Origin of the sequence: Streptomyces sp. CA-251247 (assembly GCF_050952975.1) — a bacterium.
In the GTDB taxonomy this organism is placed as follows: domain Bacteria; phylum Actinomycetota; class Actinomycetes; order Streptomycetales; family Streptomycetaceae; genus Streptomyces; species Streptomyces achmelvichensis.
Map to the genome: position 1 here is coordinate 5,141,981 of NZ_CP191861.1, position 19,356 is coordinate 5,161,336.

Sequence of the window (19,356 nt, forward strand, 5' to 3'; positions counted from 1 at the left end):
GGCCCCTGTCGAGTGGGTGCGCGAGTGCTGTGCCCCTGTCCGTCCGCGTGCGGAGGGCGGTGCTCCACTGCGGCGGCGCGATGAATTGAAGCGGCTTGTCCAGAAGGCGTCTCGATATGTTCTCGGCGCCTGCGGTCATCGGTGTGCCCTCTCGAATTCGATGGGCCGAGACTCCGCCCATCGAAGCCCGCGACGGAATTCACCGGCGACATTTTCTGGGGGAAATCGCCGACGACCGGATCTGTTTCGCGACCGTCATCGACTACTGCGCCGGATAATTCCCCGGGTGCGCTATTCACGGCCGTTCTCAGCCCCTTCGCATCCGCTCCGTTCCGCGTGATCACGCGCGGAACGGACCGTCGGTGAAACGGGGGGACGCTCACGGCGGCGAGACGGGCCGGCCTCATGAGTTCACCCGGACCGCTGCCGCCCCAAGGGCACCAATGTGCCGATCCACCGGGCCGAGGGCCATGCCTGCGTCGCCGCCGGAACGCGACGGCTGTCGCCGAAAGATCTTTTATCGCCCCCGCCGCGGAGATCTTCGGCAAGCCGCTCGCGACACCGGAATGATCGCCTTGCGCAATGATCGATTGTGCGTGATCGACAGAATCCGGCATTCCGGTGTGGTGAGCGGAATCGTCATGTCAATTGAGCACTCAACAACTTGGCCCGGCGCACGGGAAGCGGTTTTCTGCCATCCCCTTGACTCCGGCCAAAGTGCTCTGTAATCGTGCTCTGCATTCCAGGGATGGGCACACGGGGGGCACATGTCGAGCAATGCACAGGTGCGTATCGATGCGGAATGCGGCGCTCAGTCGGCAGCCACCTCCATTCCACTTCCCACTCACTGGTACCACTTCCTGCCTGATCTCCCGGCAGCGTTACCGCCCGTCAAGGACGAGCTCACACCGTCGGCGGCCGAGGTCGCCCAGCGGGTGAGGCCGGCGGCGCTGCTGGCCCAGGACCGACCGGCCGACCAGTGGGTTCCCATACCCGAGCCGGTCGCCGACCGGTTACGGCACATCGGCCGCCCGACGCCGCTCCATCGGGCAAGGACGCTGGAGTCCGCACTCGGCACCGGTGCCCGCATCTACCTCAAGCGCGAGGACGTCCTTCCGACGGGCAGCTTCAAACTCAACTCGGCGGTGGCGCAGGCGTACTACGCGGCCGAAGAGGGTCGCACGACCCTGATCAGCGAGACGGGTGCGGGGCAGTGGGGGATGAGTGTCGCGCTCGCCGCCGCCCTGCTCGGCCTCGACTCCGAAGTCTTCATGGTCCGGTGCTCGTTGGCCCAGAAGCCCTACCGGCGCCATTACATGGAGCTCCTGGGGGCCACGGTTCACGCGTCCCCGTCCCCGGACACGAAGTTCGGTCAGCAGTTGCTCGCCCGGAATCCCGAACATCCGGGAAGCCTGGGGACGGCCATCAGCGACGCCATCCAGTTCGCACTCGACTTCGGACCCGGGGCCGCCTACCTGTCGGGGAGCGGGGTGCCGCATGTGTATCTGCACCAGACCCTCCTCGGGCTCGAGGTCCAGGCACAGCTGGCCGCGCTGGAGGAGCCGATCGGAGTCCCCGGCCGCGGCGACCATCTCATCGCGTGCTCCGGTGGCGGCAGCAATCTGTGCGGCCTCGTCGGTCCCTTCCTGAAGCAGGCCGGCGACCAGGGCCGTGACCTGCGCCTGCTCGCCGCGGAATCCACCGCGGCGCCGCGACTGACCGCCGGGCGCTACCAGTACGGCCGGTCCGATCTCGCCGGACTCACCCCCGAGGTCCTCGGCTACTCCATGGGTCCCGACTTCGTCCCACCGCCGGTGCACACGGCCGGGCTGCGGAACCACCACAGCTCCAGCACGGTCAGCCTGCTGCGTCACGAGGGCCTGCTCGACGCGGTGGCGATCGAGGAGAAACGCGCGCTGGAGGCGGGGCGTCTGGTCCTTCGGACCGAGGGATTCCTCCTGGCGCCCGAGTCCACGCACGCGGTCGCGGCCGCCATCGAGGTGGCGACGCGCGCCAAGGAGGCCGACACGGACCCGGTGCTGGTGGTGCTCGCCAGCGGTTCGGGACTGCTCGACCTCCAGAGCTACGGCGAGGTGCTGCTGGGGAGCGGGCGATGAGCGCAGACGCCCGTTCGGCGGGCCGGCCGCGGGGAGCGATGCTCGAGGGCTTCCGACCGGTGCCGGGCGTGCACTGCGAGACGACCATGCTCAACAACATGCTGCGGTACGCCGGCCTCGACGTCTCGGAGGCCCTGATCTTCGGCCTGGGCCGGGGGATCGACGCCCAGTTCTTCCCGCCACCTCCGCACACGGGGATTCCCCCGATGCTCACGGGCCGCGTCGAGCCGGGACGCATCGCCGCGGACGCGTGCGCGGCCATGGGTCTGACCCTGGTGACCACGCAGGACGCCGACGACGCCGGCGCTCACGCGCGAGCCGTCGCGGCGTTGTCGGCGGGCAGCGTCGTGGGCGTCACGGTCGACATCTTCCACCTGGACTACTTCGCTTCACAGGCACACTTCTCGGCCCACTGCATCGCGCTGCACGGGCTCGACGACTCCACGGCGTACGTGGCCGACACCTCACAACAGGGGGGCGCCCAGCAATTGCCGCTGGAGTCCTTCACCCGGGCACGGGCCTCCGACGAAGGCTTCATGCCGTCCCCCCGCCTTCACTGGCACCTCGACGACAGCCCCGATCCGCTGCCGGGCGGAGCGGCCGCTCTCGCCCCCCAGGTGTGGCCGGCCATCCTCGGCGCCGCCGGTCACTACCTGGATCGCGGGCGAGGCGACGACCGGGGGATTCTCGCCCTGCGCCGGGCAGCCGAGGAGTTACCCGGCTGGCAGCAGCTGTCCCGTAGCGACGTCGTGATCCCCGAGATCGCCAGGTTCTGGCGATTCGCGGGGACCGGTGGCACCAACTTCCGCGGCCTGTACGGAGAGTTCCTCGCCGAGGCCCAGGCCATGACCGGCGACGCAGAGCTGCTGCCGAGCCTCACGCGGTTCGAAGCGGTCGTCTCGGCCTGGACGGCGCTCATCGATCACCTGACCGGCTACCCGGAGGCGTCGAGCCGAACGGCACACCTCAAGGACGCCTCCGCGCGGCTCCACTCCATCGCGGATGCCGAGGAAGCCGCCTTCGGGGAACTCGCGGAGCTGGCCCGGGACCGGGTCGGGGCGGAGCGAGTGACATGAGCGGTGAAACCACCACGGTGAAGTCCGTGTGCCGCATGTGCCACGGAGGATGCGGCGCGCTCGTGGAACTCACCGACGGGGTGCCGACCGGCATCTCGGGCGACCCGGAGAACCCGACCAGCCGCGGCTACTTCTGCATCAAGGGCAAGGCCTCCCTGGACCTCGTCAGCAGCCCGGACCGTCTCCGAACCCCACTGGCCAGAACCGGGCCCCGCGGGAGCGGCTCCTTCAAGCCGATCAGCTGGGACGAGGCGCTCGACGAGGTGGCCCGCAACCTCCGCCGGAGCATGAAGCAGTTCGGCTCCGAGTCGGTGGTCTTCGGCCAGGGCACCGACCGCAACTACCAGGAGTGGGTCTTCCGGCTCGCGAACGCCATCGGCACTCCCAACGTGGTGGGGCCGGCCCATGTGTGCTTCTACCCGCGCGTCATGGCGTCGATCCTCACCTACGGAGGCTTCACGTTCTGCGACTACCACGGGGACCCGGAGGTGGTCCTGCTCTGGGGCAGCAACAAGGTCAACACGCACTCCGACGGTGTCATCGGGGTCGACCTTCTGGGCGCCCTCGAACGTGGCAGCCGCCTGGTCGTCATCGATCCCCGGCGCACCCGTACCGCCGAGCGGGCCACCCTCCACCTGCAACTGAAGCCGGGCACCGACGCCGCGCTCGCGCTCGGCCTCATCCATCTGCTGATCGCCCATGACTGGTACGACGAACAGTTCGTCGCGCGTCACACCTCCGGCTTCGACGAACTGGAACGTCACGTCCGCGCGTACGACCTCTCGACGGTGGCCGGTATCACCGGTCTCGAACCGAGTCTCATCGAGACGGCAGCCAGGATGTACGCACGAGCATCACGCGCGTGCATCGAGGCGGGCACGGGTGTCTCGCAGTCCGACAACGCCTTCGACACCCATCGCGCGATCGCCGCCCTTTCCGCCCTCTCCGGGAATCTCGACGCTCCCGGCGGGGACGTCATCTGGGACCCCATGCCCATCGAAGGCCGTCGGGGCTTCCCCAGGACCGACCTGCTGTCCGAGGAGCAGGCGGCCAAACGCATCGGCGGCACCGCCCACAAGGTGCTCTCCATGTCCGGCTGGGTGGCCCCGGGAGACCTCCAGGAAGCGATCCTGCGCGACAGCCCGTACCGCATCAGCTCCATGGTGGTCTTCGGATCCAACCCGCTGGTCTCGCACGAGAACGCGACGGCCACCGAGGCCGCGCTCACCAAGCTGGACTTCCTCGCGGTCGCGGACATGTTCATGACGCCCACCGCGAGGCTGGCCGACATCGTGCTCCCGGCCTCCTCCTGGCTGGAGCGGGACCAGATCGTGGAGTTCAACTCCTACATCGCCGCACGGCAGCGAGTGGTGACCGTGGAGGGTGCCAGGTCCGACGAGGAGATGATCCTCGACCTGGCGCGGCGACTCGACCTCGGGCACCACTTCTACCCCAGCCTCGAGGACGCCCTGGACGCCAAGTTGAGCGGTATCGACCTCACATGGCAGCAGTTCAAGAAGGTCGGCCACCTCCCCAACACCCGGCGGTACCGCAAGTACGCGACAGCCGGTTTCCGCACCCGCTCCGGGCGGGTGGACCTGGCCCATCGGGGGCTCGAGGCCATGGGGTACGACGCCGTCCCGGTCTTCCGGCCCCCGGCCTCCACCACGGACGAGCTGCCGTTCGTCATGACCAGCGCCCACAACCTCCCGTTCTTCAATACCGAGTTCCGGCAGCTTCCCACCACATCCCGCCGCTACCGGGAACCGCACGTGACGATCCACCCCCGTTCCGCAGCAGGTCTGGCGGTCGCCGACGGGGATCAGGTGGAGATCTACCGGGACCTGGAAGGGGCGGGCGTGGTGATGACGGTCAAGGTGTCCGACACGGTGGCCCCGGACGTGATCGTCGCCGATGCCGGGTGGTGGTACCCGGGCGAAGAGGACATCCACGCGGCCACCCGGTCGTCGATCAACCGGATCACGGACAGCGGGCGCCGCGACCCGTACATGGGCAGCTCGACGCTGCGCGGTGTACCCGTCGGGCTGCGACCGGTCGTGACGGCAGAGGCAGAGGCAGAGGCAGAGCCAGAGGAAACGGCAGACGCAGAGGCCGAAGGGGGAGGTGGAGCGCATGGCGCCCATTCGACGCACTGAACGGGTCCACGAGACCGAAGTCGGTCTGCAGGGCGACGAGTTGGCGCTCAAGTACGACGACATGCAGCGTCACATCCGGGACCGCGGATGGCTGCAGGAGAAGGTCGACAGCGTCCTGGAGGCCGGCATCGACTCCGGGCGCGTCCTGGAAGCCGGCTGCGGCCCCGGTCTGCTCGGCCTCGAGTGGCTCACCCAAGCCTCGGGCGACTGCACCCTGGTCGGCGTCGACATCTCCCCGGCCATGCTCGACAGGGCGCGCGGCAACGCCCGCGCCTACGCGGTGTCGCAGCGCACCGACTACACCATCGGCAACGTCCTGGAACTGCCGTTCCCGGACGCATCCTTCGACCACGCCTTCAGCGCGGCGTCACTGCACGAGTGGGCCGACCCGGTCACGGCACTGCGCGAGATCCACCGCCTGGTGCGCCCCGGTGGCGCGTTCTGCATCTCCGATCTGCGCCGGGACATCGACCGGACCACCTTCCAGTTCATGAAGGCGAACATCGCCGTCGACATGCGTCCCGGCTTCCGTACGTCAGTCCAGTCCGCGTACACGGTCTCCGAGGCCGCCGATCTGCTGAAGCAAGCCGGTATCCACGCCGACAGCGTGACGGCGGTGCAGATGGGGTTGGTGATCGCGGGACGGAAGGAGAAGGAATCATGACCGCAGCCCTGGGCAGCCATCCGTCCGCCCACCGAGGTGAAGCAGGCACGTTCCCGTCCGACACCGAGTTCCCCGTCGTATGGCGGGAACTGCTCGCCGAGTCCGCGGCCTGGAACCAGGTCGACTGCGCGTCGTACCTGCGGTCCTGGTGCGGTCAGGCGCCGGAGGACGTCGCCGCACGGTTCGCGGGCGTCAACCACATCGGCGTCTATCTCGGCGACTACGCCTCTGACGAGGAGGTGTTCCGCTGGCACGCGTACCTGGAGGGCCTGAAGCGCGCCGGAGAGCTCTCCGGCGTCGAGATGGGCCCGTCCTACATCTCGCCCCGGCAGTACGGAACACCCGGCTGGTGGCTCTCGCTGTCCCTGCCCGACGGCCGTGTGATCGAGACCTTCACCTGCCGGCACTTCGGCCCCTGGCTCAGCAAGCCCGTCTCCGAACGCCGGCGCCTGATGTCGCATGTCGCCCTGGAGGTGGCCGCCGCCGACGACGTGCGAGCGGTCCTCGACGGTCTGGAACGCGACATCGAGCACCTCGAGACGATCGCCTACACCGAAGCCGACGAAGTCGGCCACACCTACGGGCACCTGCGCAACAACACCACCCGGACCGTGCTCGAAGTCGTCTACGACGCGGCGAAGAAGGAGAGCAGCGCGGCCCCGGGGGAGGCGCGATGAACTGGAAATCCGGCGAGCACTGCGAATCGTCCACCCTGGCCAACATGCTGCTCAACCGCGGCATCGACCTCAGCGAGCCGCTGATCTTCGGCCTCGGCCGCGGCATCTCGTTCCTGTACTGGCACTCCAAGCAGATGCCGGCCCCGTTCCTCGGAGGCCGTGTCAAGCCGGACCACCTCATCCGGAACGCCACCGCCGCCCTCGGTGTCGAGCTGTTCGAGAGTGAGACCACCTCCCAGGCCAAGGCCGAACGTGAGCTCCTCGCCGCCCTGGACGCCGGCGAGGTCGTCGGCCTCAAGCTGGACCGCTTCCATCTCGACTACGCCCACGACAGCTTCCACTTCGCGGCCCACTACCTGGCGTGCGTCGGCTACACGCCCGAGACCTACACCGTCGTCGAGACCGCCGGGCTGGGGGTCCAGAGCACCAGCAGGGCCGGCCTCGCCCAGGCACGGGCGGCGAAGGGACCGATGAGCTCGCGCAGCCTGTCGTTCCGTCTCGGCACATCCGATTTCGACCCGCGCGCCCTGGCCGGCGCATGTCGCGAAGCCATCGCGGCGAGTGCGGACGACTTCCTCAACCCTCCCATCACCAACATGGGACACAAGGGGTTCCAGAAGGCCGCCAAGGCGATGCGCGGCTGGTGCGACGCGCTCGACGAACCGGCGGCCGCTTTCGGCTTCCTGGCCCACAGCATCGAGGACGGCGGCACCGGCGGCGGCTTCTTCCGCACCCTGTGGGCCGACTTCCTCGACGAGGCGGCCGAGCTGACCGGCGAACCGGCCTACGCGTCCGTGGCCGGCACCTACCGGGAACTCTCGGCCCGGTGGACCCGCATCGCGCATCTGCTGCGTGACGAGTCCGAGCCGGCCGCGATGCGGAAAGCCGCCGAGGAAGTGGCCGTCATCCTGGAGGACTTGGGCCAGGCCGAACGGGACGCCATGTCGAAGCTGGCGGTCATGCCGTGACGACCTCACCGACGGCCCGGAGGACGACCCGGACGGAAGAGCGGCTGCGCAGCGTCATCGCGTCGCGCCGCCGTGTGGCACGCAAGGTCGCGCACGTGGCGTCCTTGGACCGCGAAGAGCTCGGCCAGTGGGCATCGGCCGCGCTCGCGGAGACCGTGGCGCACGCCGCCGAGCACTCGGCCTTCTACGCAGGCCGTGTTCCCAGGTCCCTGGCGGACGCGGTGGCCAAGGACCCCGCGGCGTTCCAGTCGGTGCCCTTCACCACGCGGCAGGAACTCGCCGACGCCTACCCGCTGGGCCTGCTGGCGGTCCCGCGGCGAGACGTGACCCGGTTCGACGAAAGCTCCGGCACGGGCAACGGCCAGTCCATCGCCGCCTTCTTCTCCGCCGACGACTGGGTCGAGAACAACCTTGTCGTGGCCCACCTCCTCTCGGCGGTTCTCGACAGCAGCGACGTGGTCGCCATCGCCGTCCCCTACGAGCTCGCAGGCGTCGGTCAGGACCTGGACCGCGCCCTGGAACTCCTCGGATGCACGATCGTTCCGCTCGGCGCGGCGTCCCCCTCGTGCTCACCGGAACGCATGGTGCACGCCCTGCGGCGCTCCGGCGCCACGGCACTGATCTGCTCGGGCACCCGCGCCCTCCTGCTGGGTGAGGTGGCGCGGCGCTCCGGCATCGACCCCGGCCGGGACCTCGCCGTCGACAAGCTCCTGATGGCCGGCGAAGGCGCCTCGCCGGCCAAGAAGGCGCGTCTCGCCGAGCAATGGGGCGCCGCCACCTACTCGATGTTCGGCATGACCGAGACCAATACGCTCGCCATGTTCTGCGCCCGGCAAGACCTTCACCTGGTCGAGACGCGCACGTACTTCGAGATCGTCGACCCCCGGTCCGGGCAGCTCCTCCCCGACGGCGAGACCGGTGAACTCGCCGTGACGACGCTCGCCAGCCGGGCGATGCCCCTGCTGCGCTACCGCACCGGCGACACCTGCCAGATCGAGGCGGCGCCGTGCCCCTGCGGCTCACCGCTGCGCCGTCTGCGACACCGCGGCCGGCTGGGTGACCGGATCGCGGTCGGTCACGGCTGGGCCTCACAGCTGGAGATCGAGGACGTCGTTCTGGGCGCCATGAGCCGGCCGCCGTACTTCTTCGCGTTCGATGTCGACGGGTCCGTGCTGGACGTCGCGTTGCCGCCCGGCAGCGCCGCCGATGAGCGAACCCGGGACTCGATCGCGGCGGAGGCCGCCCGACGGTTCGGAGCCACCACCAGAGTCGGCGTCCTGGACGTTCCGGCCTTCGAGCACGCGCTCCGCACCTCCGCCAAGCCGACCATGCGGAACTTCCTGCGCGCGACGAAGGAGCGACTGCCATGACAGACGCAGCGCCCCCCGGCCGCCTTCCTCTGGACGGCCGGTTCCACATCGACGACACGTGCATCGACTGCCACCTCTGCCGCGACCTGGCCCCGGACAACTTCGAGAGCGACGACGAGAACGAGATCCATTACGTCTGCAAGCAGCCCGAAGACGAGGCCGAACTCGAAGGCGTCCTCGACGCCTACGAGTCGTGTCCCAGCAACTCGATCCGCTATCTGCGAATCTCCACCGAGGAGTGAGCGCGATGACTACACGGGAGTCGCAAGCGTGTCCGGTGCCCAGGGCCGGTGTGAGAACCGAGCCACCGGACGCCTGCCCCGAATCCGGCCCGCCCAGGAACGAGCTGGGGCCCATCGCGCCCAGCTACGACCACCTCCACCGCATCGACCTGCTCGCGGCGGCGAGGGAGACCTGCCCCACCGAACCCGGCTCGTACGAGTCCACCGTCCGCGCCGTGTTCCAGGCGGCCGAGGTGTGCCTGCTCAATCTGGCCCGCCTGACCGACCGGGGCCGCCAGGCGGTCCAGGCCCGCGACTTCGCCACCGCCGCCCGTCTCATCCAGTGGAGCATGGGCTTCCACCGGCTTCTGCGCGGCCTCGGCAGGGTGAGCCAGGAGGTGCAGAGCCTCTGCGGGACAACTCCCCGCCCCGGGGTGCGGACGGTGGACATCGCCGAGACCGCCGGATGTCAGTCCTACATCGACGAACTGCGGGCCTTCGACGACGAGGTCCGGTGCTCGCTGCTGGTCAGCGATCCGCTCACGGTGCGGGCCACCGTCGCGACCCGGAGCATCGACGACGACCTGTACCGGCTCCTTCACGGAGTCCGGATCTGCAGCCACGACGCCACCAAGTGGGAGAGCGACCTCTCCGGCGTGCCGCTGCCGCTCGAAGGGGACCTGAACAAGCTCCTGTCCACGGGACTGCTTGCCGACGCCGTCACCTGGACCGAACTCGACCCCAGCACCATGCACGGTGAGTTCGTCGCGCTGCATCAGGTCCCGGAGATCCTGACCGCGGAGTCGAACGACCACCTGGAGCTGGCGGTACGCGATGTGCGGTCGCGCTCGCTCAGCCGCGCCGCGTCGCATCTGGCGGTCTGCAACGCGGTCCTGGGTCCCATGGTCGAGGCGCAGCGGGTCATGGCGGAGCTGCTGGCCACCGGCGAGTACCACGGCTTCCGGAAGAACCTGGGTCCGGCCAGCGGCACCCATTCGCTGGCGATCAAGCAACACATGTTCAAGGACCTCTTCAAGCACTTCTGGAACGACGTCTCGAAGTGGCTCGGCCCGGTCGGCGAGGGTTCCCTCGAAGGCACGATCCGGGCCATCGACGCCGACCGGCACCGGGACTCCGACTCCTGGCTGCGTCATCAGGTTCTGCATCAGGCGTTCCGCCTTCACCACACGTACCAGGAATGGCGTCACGAGCACCTGCACATGCCACGGAACTGCCTGGGAAGCGGCGGGACCAAATCGATGATCGGCGTCTCCGACGGGCCCCAGGCGGTCTACAAGATGCGTGACGCCGCCAACGCCCAGCCCTCGCTGAACGCGCTGCACCAGGCGCGCGGCATGAAGTTGACCAGCGTCGTCGACTGCTCGCCGCTCACCGCACTCCTCACCGACCCCACGTCGGTGGACGCGGAGCTGATGCGGGTCGTCGGCGAGGCCACCCGGGACTACTTCCCCGAGGTCCAGGAGCAGAGCTACCAGCAGTTCCATATGGGCGCAGCCGAGCGGATGCCGTAGGGAGGCGGGGCATGACGACATATGAGGGCGAGAGTGTCGCGAGGACCGCGGCCCTCGCGAGCGACCTTCCTTCCCGGCCACGCCTGGGGGCGCACGACGGCGCCACGTTCGTCGACAGCCTGGCCGACGGACGCGAGGTGTGGGTGGAGGGCAAGCGGGTCGATGTGACCACGCACCCCGACTTCCAGCCGATGCTGCGCACCCTCGCCGGCCTGTACGACCGTCAGCGCTCACCCGAGCTGGCCCACGAGATGACCTTCAAGTCCGACCTCAGCGGAAACCCGGTCAGCCTCTCCTACCTGGCGTCGGCCTCGCCCGAAGACCTGGACCGCAAGTGGCTGAACTCCCGGCACTGGGTCGAGGGCTCCCACGGCCAGATATCCCGGATCCCTGACTTCATGGCCAATGTGGTCGTCGGACTCTTCGACTTCCGTCATGCGCTGGGGGAGGTCGACTCCACGTTCGCCGCCAACGCGGAGAACTACTACCTGCACTGCCGCGAGAACGACCTCGCGTTGACCCACGGGCTCGGCGATCCCCAGGTCGACCGATCGCTCACGCCGATGCAGCGGCCCGAACTGGGCCTGAAGGTCGTGCACCGCGACGACGCCGGCATCGTCGTCCGCGGGGCCAAGCAGATCGCCACCCTCGCGCCGTACGCGCACGACGTCCTCATCTACCTCTCACCCGCCAACTACCTGCGGGAGGACCCGGCGTACGTCTGCTGGTTCGGCGCCCGCCTGGACACCCCCGGCCTCAAGATCCTCTGCCGTCGTTCCTACAACGGCCCGGCCAACACGCTGGGCTCCAGGTTCGACGAGCAGGACGCCATGCTCGTCTTCGACGATGCGTTCATCCCCAACGAACGCATCTTCCTGCTCGATGACGCGGGCACCGCCGTCAAGGGATTCCGCGCTCTGAACCGCTGGTCCCTGTACACCGGGCAGATCCGCTTCCACCATCGACTCCGCGTCATGCTCGGTGTCGCGTCCCTGCTCGCCAAGTCCATAGGGGTCGACAAGTTCCGCGAGGTCGGCGCCATGCTCGGCGAACTGGCCTCCTACGTGTCGGTGGTCGACCTCGCGCTCAAGGCGATCACCCAGGATGCCACCGCGACACCGAGCGGCCTGCTCGCTCCGGGATCGACCGCGGCCCTGGACTCCATCGCGGGCCAGTTCTCGGAGCGCGCCTCGGCGATCGTCCGGCAGATCGGCGCTTCCGGGCTGATCATGCAACCGGCCGAGGGCGACCTGGAATCGCAGGAGCTGCGCAGAGCGCTCGACTTGTACATGGGCGGCCGTGAGACGTCGGTCGAGGACAAGTCCCGGCTCTTCCGCCTCGCCGGCGATCTGGTCATCGACCGGTTCGGCATGCGGCAGGAACTCTACGAGGCCTGGAACCGCGGCGACCCCGTCCGGGTCCGCTCGGCGCTCTACAACACCTTCGCGGACCTGCCGGCCTGCGAAGCCGCGGCACGCACCCTGGCCGACCTTTTGGAGCACCCGTGAACCACGACAGCATCGTTCTCGAGGGCGTCACGACCCACAACCTCAAGTCCGTCGATGTGGCCCTGCCCAAGGGAAAGTTCATCGTCGCGGTCGGCGTCTCCGGGTCCGGCAAATCCTCCCTCATCATTGACACACTGTTCGAGCACTCCAAGTCGCTCTACCTCGGCGCGCTGTCGAGCCGGTCCCTCGACCTGGGCGACGGTGACTACCACGTCGACCGCATCGCCGGGACCCAGCCACCCGTCGCCCTGCGCCAGCGTGACGGCGGCTACAGCAACCCCCGCTCGACCGTGGGCACACTGACCGGAATCGACGGGCTCTACCGGCTGCTGTTCGGCGCCGCCTCCCACCCGGTGTGTCCCGCCTGCTTCGGCGACACCGGGCCCGATCTGCTCTGTCCCGACTGCGGCATCTACACCGAGCCGCACTCCGCCCAGCACTTCAGCCCGAACCGCCGCGAGGGCAAGTGTCTGCACTGCGACGGTGTCGGCGAGATGATCGGGTTCTCCCTCGCCCGGATCATTCCCGACACCTCGAGGACGCTGAAGGAGATCTGGGACGGCGCGGACCCGGGCACCTTCGCCGTGCCCAACTGCCGCAAGGTGTTCGAGGCCATGGCCGACGACACGGGCATCCCGCTCGACCGCCCCTTCGGCAAGCTCTCCGAGGAGCAGCGCGAGCGGGTCCTCCACGGCTCCGAAACCGTCTACAGCATCAAGTTGAACAAGGTCACCAACGACTTCCGGTTCGAGGGAATCCTCGGCTTCCTCGAGCGGGCCTACAAGAACGCCAGCAGCGCCGCGAGGCGCAACGCCTTCTCGAACTATCTGGCCGCCGAGGTCTGTCCGTCCTGTGAGGGAGGACGGCTGCGGACCGAGTCGCTGAAGGCCTCCGTCGCCGGGCTCACCTTCCCTCAGTTCCAGCGGGACGAACTCTCCACCTCGACCGAGCGGCTCCGGGAGGCGCTCTTTGCGGGGAAGCTGCCGGGGCAGGTCCGCTCACTGGCCGAGGAGATCGTCAAGAAGTCCACCAACATCGATCACGTGGGCCTGGGCCACCTCCAGCTCCGGCGTCCCATCGTCACCCTGTCGAGCGGCGAACTGCAGAGGCTGTTGCTCGCCCAGCATCTGGCGAGCGACCTGACCGGTGTCATGTATGTGCTGGACGAACCCACGGCCGGTCTGCACGACGCGGACACCGAGAACGTCCTCGCCTCGCTGCGGCGCCTGCGTGACCTGGGCAACACCGTCATCGCCATCGAGCACGACGAGACCGTGATCACCGCGGCCGACTGGGTGGTCGAGCTCGGGCCGGGCGCCGGCTCCCGGGGTGGAGAAGTGGTCTTCGAGGGCCCCGTGGCGGAGCTTCTCGACAAGCCCGACTCCCCGACGGCCGAGGCGCTGCGCTCCCGGCCCGCCGGCAGGGAGGGCGTCGACCTGGACGCGGCCGAGTGGCTCGACGTCCGCTCCCTCACCCGCAACAACGTCGAGGACCAGGCGGTGCGTCTGCCGCTCCGGGCGCTCACCTGCGTCACCGGCGTCTCCGGAGCCGGCAAGAGCTCCCTGGTCGCGAGCCTCCACGACAAGCTCAGGGCAGGCCTCAAGGATGCGGGCACGGGCGGCGACGTCGAGGGCATCAACCACCTCGACGATGTGATCTACGTCGAGAAGCGGCCCATCGGCCGGTCCAGCCGCAGCACGCTGGCGACCTACATCGGGATCGGTGACCACATCCGTGACGCGTTCGCCGCCAGCGCGGACGCGGTCGAACGCGGCCTCGGCCGCGCCGAGTTCAGTGCCAACGTCGCCGGCGGACGCTGTACGGCGTGCAAGGGCCTCGGGCTGGCGGAAGTGGACATGTCCCTCTTCCGCAGCGAACACGTCGTCTGCTCCGAGTGCGACGGCCGGCGCTTCCAGGACCACGTGCTCGAAGTACAGCTCAACGGCCGCAACATCCACGACGTGCTGTCGATGACGGTCGAAGACGCCCTGGCCTGGTTCGACGCCCTCGGCAATGCCAAGGTCGTGAAGGTACTGACCGTCCTCGACGAGTTCGGCCTCGGCTATCTGCTGCTCGGCTCCTCCACCACCACCCTCTCCGGCGGAGAGGCCCAGCGCCTCAACCTGGCCGGCGAACTGATCAAACAGCGGCGCAGCGGCACGTTGTTCATCTTCGACGAGCCCACGCGAGGGCTGCACCCGGCCGACACCCGTCACCTGCTGGCCCTCTTCGAACGCCTCGTCGCGTCCGGCAACACCATCGTCGCCATCGAACACACGCTGAGAGTCGTCGCCGTCGCCGACTGGGTCATCGACATCGGTCCGGGCGCCGGCCGTGCCGGAGGCAACGTCATCCACTGCGGGACCCCGGGCGAGCTGCTCAAGTCCGAGGATTCGACCACCGCCACCCATCTGCGCAGGGCGCTGGAGGGCCGCTCCGCAGCACGGATCCCGTCCACGCGGCCGGCGGAGTCCGGTCGGCCGATGAGCCCGCTGGCGGGGGCGAACGACCTGCTGCCGACGTCGCTGGCGATCGTGACCGGCTGCGCCGGCGCCGCGCAGAACGGCGCCGCGGCGCCGCGAGGTCTCACCATCGCCTCTCTCACGGCCGTCTCCGAAGACCCCGGCCTCATCGGGTTCCTGGTGAAGGCGGAAAGCTCCAGTTGGGCGAGCATCGCCCCCGGGCTGCACTTCTGCGTCAACATCCTGAGCGACCGACAGGCGGACATCGCACGAGTCTTCGCACGGACGAGGCCCGACCTTCGCTTCGACGGGCTGGAGTGGGCCGCGACCGCGAACGGATGCCCCCGCATCGCAGGTGCCTTCGGCTTCATCGACTGCCAGATGGCGGCCAGTTACCGGATGGGGGACCACCTGCTGATCCTCGGCAAGGTTCACACCGCCGAGATCGACCACACGCTCCAGCCGTTGCGACGCAACGGGCAAGGACGCGACTGCGACTACGGCTGGACCCTGGCGGGCGAGCCGGCCGAGGCGGGTGCCGACACATGAACCCTGTTGCCGATCAGCTCGAAGCGCACTTCACCCAATGGCTGCACACGCTGGAGTCCGACGCGCGCCTCGGCTCTCTTGGTGACACCGGCGATCCGGCCGGGTCGCACGGACTCCCGCAGCCGTCCGCGCCGGTGCGGTACGGCGAATGGGAAGACTCGGACGGCAGCACGCGCGAGGTGCGGATGACCCGGCCGGAGTGGCTGCTGAACCAGCTCGACGCCGTTCTCGCCCTCGGCGACGTCATCACGCCCGACGACGTGGCGGTCGTCGCCGCGCCGTACGAACTGTCCCTCGAAGGTGCCTCCATCGAGCGGGCCGTCGAGTTGCTGGGCGCCTCCCTCATCAGCGTCGGTACGAGCAACACGATCTGCCCGGTCCCGCGTCTGCTGGACCTGATCCACCGGTACCGGGTGACGACGCTGGCGTGCCCGCCCCAACTGGCCGCCGAGCTGGCCGCGCTCGACGAGGCGGCGGGACGGGACCCCGGGGCGTCCACCGTCCACACCCTCATCGCGACCCGGCCGACCGCCCCCGAGCGCCTGCGCCGTATCGCCGCCGTGTGGGGCGCGTCGGCGTTCGAGATCTTCAGCACCCCGTCCAGACCCGCCGCGGCCACGCCCTGCGGTGCCGGCCGGCTCCATCTGCCGGAGGACCGCTTCGAGGCGTACCTCCGGTCACCTGCTCCGGGGCGTATCGACACCGACGGCACCCGTGGGGAACTCGTGCTCGCCGCCCGCAACCCCGCGTCGTCCACGCCGGCGGCCCTGCCGACCGGAGAGCTTGTCGAGTTCCGCTCCTCGCGCACGGCATGCGCATGCGGCGGTGAAGGACGGATCGTCATTCCGCTCGGACGGATGGCCGACGCCGTCCCCACTCCACAGGGCCCGGTGACGCAAGTGGATGTCGAGCACGCTCTGTTCGCCTCCCCGGAACCTCAAGGGCGGGTCACGAGCACCGTCGAGGACGGTCGCCTCTCGGTCGCCTTCGCCGTGCGCAGCGGTACCGACCGGAACCACGCGGCACTTCATGAACTTGTCCGCAGCCGGCTCGGTCCCGCGGTCGAGCTGGTGCCGTTCGTCGAAGACATCGCCGAAGTCGACACGCGCGCGAGGAGCAGCAGATGAAGGTAGCGGTAGTCCAGACGCGTTGGGCCGACGACCCGGCGGACGGCCTGCGCAACGCCCACCAGGCCATCGAGGAAGCCACCGAGTCCGGGGACGTCGATGTCCTCTGCTTCCCGGAGTTCTTTCTCGGCCCGCCCTGGTACATGCCGGGCCAGGACCACCTGCGGGGGCGCACCGACACCCGCATACCCGGGCCGGTCATCGAGACCTTCCAGAAGCTGGCGCAGAGCACCAGTACCAACATGGTGCTGGGGGCGATCGTCGAGGAGCTCGACGACGGCAAGTACAGCAACACCTCGCTGTTCCTCGACAGGGACGGCGAGATCGCCGGGCGGGCCTCGAAGGCCCATATGTTCGGCAACGAGATCGTGGTGTGCCGCGCGGCCGACTCGCTGGGCGTCATCGAGACCGATGTCGGCCGGATCGGACTGGCCGTCTGCTCCGATTTCTGGGTGCCCGAAGCCATCCGGGTCATGGCGCTGGCCGGGGTGCACACGGTCTTCGTACCGGGGGGAACGCTGCGCCAGAACCAGGCGCTCATGGTCAACGCGCTGCGCACCACGGCCTACCTCAACGGGGTCAACGTGGTGTACGCCAGCTCGGTCGGGCTGGTCGAAGGCACCAGGGGCGACCGTGTGGTCCAGATCCACTTCGCGGGCACCAGCCTCGTGGTGTCGCCGGAGGGGGTGATGGCGCAGGCCGGCAGTGCTCGACCGCAGATCCTGCACGCCGACCTGGCCCCGCCGCCCGAGCACAACGACGGCAGGCACTGGCTCGGCATGCGGCGCCCGAAGGCCTACACGCCGCTGCTGGGGGAGTACGCGGGCATGAGCCGCGACCTCGCGGAGGAACTGCGCAGCAACCTGGCCGAGGACGCCGGACAGCGGCAGCCGTCCGAAGCTCCTGCGACGTCGCGGACGGGGGCTTGAGCATGTCCAGGATCTTTGTGGCCCAGTACCGCCGTCGTGCCGACGCGCAGAGCACGTTGGACGGGGTGCTGGAGCACCTCGACGACAAGGTCACGGCACGTGCCGGTTTCGTCGTGCTGCCGGAGAACGCCTTCGCCTCCGTGGACGAGGGTCCGTTGCCCACCGACCTGCGGGACCAGGCGCTGGAACGACTCGCCGAGCTGGCCCGGCGGCGCGGCTCCTACCTGCTCACCGGGTCGTGGGCCGAGGAGGGGGGACCGGGCGGAGGACTTCACCAGGTCGCTCACCTCCTGGACCCCTCGGGCGACGTCCTGGCCGCTGTGCGGCGTCCCGTCGACGATCAGGGCCGCACCGTCACCGGCGACGACTTCCCCGTCGTGGACACCGAGCACGGGCGGGTCGGAGTGCTGCTCGGCCCGGACTTCTGGCTGGTCGAGCCGCCCCGTATCCAGTGCCTCGCGGGAGCCGAGCTCCTTCTCGTGGCCGGTTCCACCAGCGGGGCGGCGACCGACAGCCAGCATGCCGCGGTCTGGGGCATCTCCACACTCAACACCGTCGGTGTGGCCATCGCCTGTGGGCTCGACGCGCCCTCGGCGGGGGGATCGGGTGTCGCGGTTCCCGACGGCTTCCTGGCCTGGGCCGGCACTCAGGAGGCCGTGGTCAGCGCCGCCTGGGACCTGGACCACCTGCGTCACCTGCGCCAGCCGGACCTGCGCTTCCAGGAGACCCTGTGGTTCGGCCTCTGGGCTCGGCGACCGGACCTGTACACGAGTCTCGCCGACGGTCGATCCCCGTCCGGCGTCACCGTCGAGGCCGGGAGCTGACATGCGCGAAGCCGGACTGTCCGCATCCGCGGTGCGCACGGAGATCGCCGCTGCCCTGTCCGAGGACATCCCCTGGACCCGGGTGCTCAACTCCATCTGCACCGAACCGCATCCGCTGGCCGTCGAGCTGTCCCACGACGCGTCGCACACGAACCTCGGCGACGTGCGGATATTCCGCGGTACCAAGCGCATCGAACGCAAGGCCGTCGCCCTGCTTCTGGAGCTGCTCGGTCATCCTCAGGGGGCGGGGAGCCTGGTCTCCGGGGGAACCGAGGCCAATCTGCTCGCCATGCTCGCCGCCCGGCAGGAAGCCCGGGCCGCCGGCCGGCTGACCGCGCGCCCCGAAGTCATCGTCGGGAGCACCGTCCACTTCTCGTTCGACAAGATCTTCTCCGCCCTCGGCGTCACCGCCGTCCGCGTACCCGTGGACGACGGCCTGCGACTGGCGCCCGACTCGGTGGCGGCGGCGGTGAACGAGAACACCATCGCGGCGGTGGCCACCGCCGGGAGCAGTGAACTGGGTGTGGTGGACCCGGTGGACGACATCGCCACCGCCCTGGCGCGGCACGGGGTGTGGCTGCACGTGGACGCGGCCACCGGCGGCTTCATCATCCCGTTCGCGCGCGAACTCGGGCGCCGGCTGCCGCAGTTCGACTTCCACGTCGACGGCGTCCGGTCGATCACCATCGACCCCCACAAGTACGGCCTGGCGAACGTCCCCGCCGGGGCGATCCTCTTCCGGGACCAGGAGGCGTACCAGGCCGACTCGTTCTTTCTCGACACCCCCGCGCACACCACCCTCCTCGGCACCCGCCCCGGCAGCGCCGCGGTGGCGACCTATGCCGTTCTCGAACACCTCGGCCGGGAGGGGTTCGTCGAGATCACCCGCACCAACTTCGAGAACACCGAGTACCTGACGACCCAGCTCACCGAGGCCGGGTACGGCCTTCTCATCGAGCCCGACCTGAACATCGTGGTCGCCCGCGTCCCGCACGCCGCCGAGGTGTCACGACGCCTCGACGCCGACGGCTGGATCGTGTCCACCTCCAAGCGTTTCGACGAGGGCCTCCGACTCGTCGTGGCCCGGCACGTCACCCGGGACGTCATCGACGCGTTCATGCCCGCCCTGGTCAAGGCCGACCACGAAGTCCGGGCCGAGGTGGCCGGATGAGGGCT

15 protein-coding genes are annotated in these 19,356 nt (G+C 69.3%); all 15 read left to right on the forward strand.

What is annotated here, in order from left to right; genetic code table 11:
• The first annotated feature begins 767 nt into the window (after positions 1–767).
• Genes ACQPWZ_RS22875 through mfnA form a run of 15 tightly spaced genes read left to right on the forward strand, consistent with a single transcriptional unit; the run spans position 768 to position 19,351 of the window.
• A complete protein-coding gene (locus ACQPWZ_RS22875) occupies positions 768–2,117 on the forward strand; it encodes a TrpB-like pyridoxal phosphate-dependent enzyme (protein WP_433572256.1) in 1,350 nt (449 codons plus the stop codon).
• Positions 2,114–3,193: a BtrH N-terminal domain-containing protein gene (locus tag ACQPWZ_RS22880; protein ID WP_433572257.1), complete on the forward strand. Its 1,080-nt coding sequence runs from the start codon at positions 2,114–2,116 to the stop codon at positions 3,191–3,193. Before ACQPWZ_RS22875 ends, ACQPWZ_RS22880 begins: the two co-directional genes overlap by 4 nt.
• Positions 3,190–5,349: a molybdopterin-containing oxidoreductase family protein gene (locus tag ACQPWZ_RS22885; RefSeq protein WP_433572258.1), complete on the forward strand. Its 2,160-nt coding sequence runs from the start codon at positions 3,190–3,192 to the stop codon at positions 5,347–5,349. The genes ACQPWZ_RS22880 and ACQPWZ_RS22885 overlap by 4 nt, the downstream gene beginning before the upstream one ends.
• Complete coding sequence (locus ACQPWZ_RS22890; protein ID WP_433572259.1) at positions 5,327–6,013, forward strand: class I SAM-dependent methyltransferase; 687 nt, start codon at positions 5,327–5,329, stop codon at positions 6,011–6,013. Before ACQPWZ_RS22885 ends, ACQPWZ_RS22890 begins: the two co-directional genes overlap by 23 nt.
• Entirely contained in the window at positions 6,010–6,690 is a 681-nt protein-coding gene (locus tag ACQPWZ_RS22895) for a hypothetical protein (RefSeq protein ID WP_433572260.1), read from the forward strand. The genes ACQPWZ_RS22890 and ACQPWZ_RS22895 overlap by 4 nt, the downstream gene beginning before the upstream one ends.
• The gene (locus ACQPWZ_RS22900; RefSeq protein ID WP_405572275.1) at positions 6,687–7,658 is read left to right on the forward strand and encodes a BtrH N-terminal domain-containing protein; all 972 of its coding nucleotides are present in this window, start codon (positions 6,687–6,689) and stop codon (positions 7,656–7,658) included. Before ACQPWZ_RS22895 ends, ACQPWZ_RS22900 begins: the two co-directional genes overlap by 4 nt.
• Entirely contained in the window at positions 7,655–9,028 is a 1,374-nt protein-coding gene (locus tag ACQPWZ_RS22905; protein WP_433572261.1) for a phenylacetate--CoA ligase family protein, read from the forward strand. Before ACQPWZ_RS22900 ends, ACQPWZ_RS22905 begins: the two co-directional genes overlap by 4 nt.
• The gene (locus ACQPWZ_RS22910) at positions 9,025–9,270 is read left to right on the forward strand and encodes a ferredoxin (protein WP_356701368.1); all 246 of its coding nucleotides are present in this window, start codon (positions 9,025–9,027) and stop codon (positions 9,268–9,270) included. Before ACQPWZ_RS22905 ends, ACQPWZ_RS22910 begins: the two co-directional genes overlap by 4 nt.
• 50 nt (positions 9,271–9,320) lie before the next feature.
• Positions 9,321–10,781, forward strand: coding sequence for a hypothetical protein (locus tag ACQPWZ_RS22915; protein WP_405572281.1), 1,461 nt, complete (start codon positions 9,321–9,323; stop codon positions 10,779–10,781).
• An 11-nt stretch (positions 10,782–10,792) separates the two neighbouring features.
• A complete protein-coding gene (locus ACQPWZ_RS22920) occupies positions 10,793–12,289 on the forward strand; it encodes a 4-hydroxyphenylacetate 3-hydroxylase N-terminal domain-containing protein (protein WP_433572262.1) in 1,497 nt (498 codons plus the stop codon).
• The gene (locus tag ACQPWZ_RS22925) at positions 12,286–15,300 is read left to right on the forward strand and encodes a flavin reductase (RefSeq protein WP_433572263.1); all 3,015 of its coding nucleotides are present in this window, start codon (positions 12,286–12,288) and stop codon (positions 15,298–15,300) included. The genes ACQPWZ_RS22920 and ACQPWZ_RS22925 overlap by 4 nt, the downstream gene beginning before the upstream one ends.
• A complete protein-coding gene (locus tag ACQPWZ_RS22930; RefSeq protein WP_433572264.1) occupies positions 15,297–16,427 on the forward strand; it encodes a hypothetical protein in 1,131 nt (376 codons plus the stop codon). The genes ACQPWZ_RS22925 and ACQPWZ_RS22930 overlap by 4 nt, the downstream gene beginning before the upstream one ends.
• A complete protein-coding gene (locus ACQPWZ_RS22935; RefSeq protein WP_340475014.1) occupies positions 16,424–17,356 on the forward strand; it encodes a carbon-nitrogen hydrolase family protein in 933 nt (310 codons plus the stop codon). The genes ACQPWZ_RS22930 and ACQPWZ_RS22935 overlap by 4 nt, the downstream gene beginning before the upstream one ends.
• Before the next feature lie 2 nt (positions 17,357–17,358).
• On the forward strand, positions 17,359–18,180 hold the full coding sequence (locus ACQPWZ_RS22940; protein WP_433572265.1) for a carbon-nitrogen hydrolase family protein: 822 nt from the start codon (positions 17,359–17,361) through the stop codon (positions 18,178–18,180).
• Between the two features lies 1 nt (position 18,181).
• Entirely contained in the window at positions 18,182–19,351 is a 1,170-nt protein-coding gene (mfnA, locus tag ACQPWZ_RS22945) for a tyrosine decarboxylase MfnA (protein ID WP_405572295.1), read from the forward strand.
• The last annotated feature ends 5 nt before the right edge of the window (positions 19,352–19,356 follow it).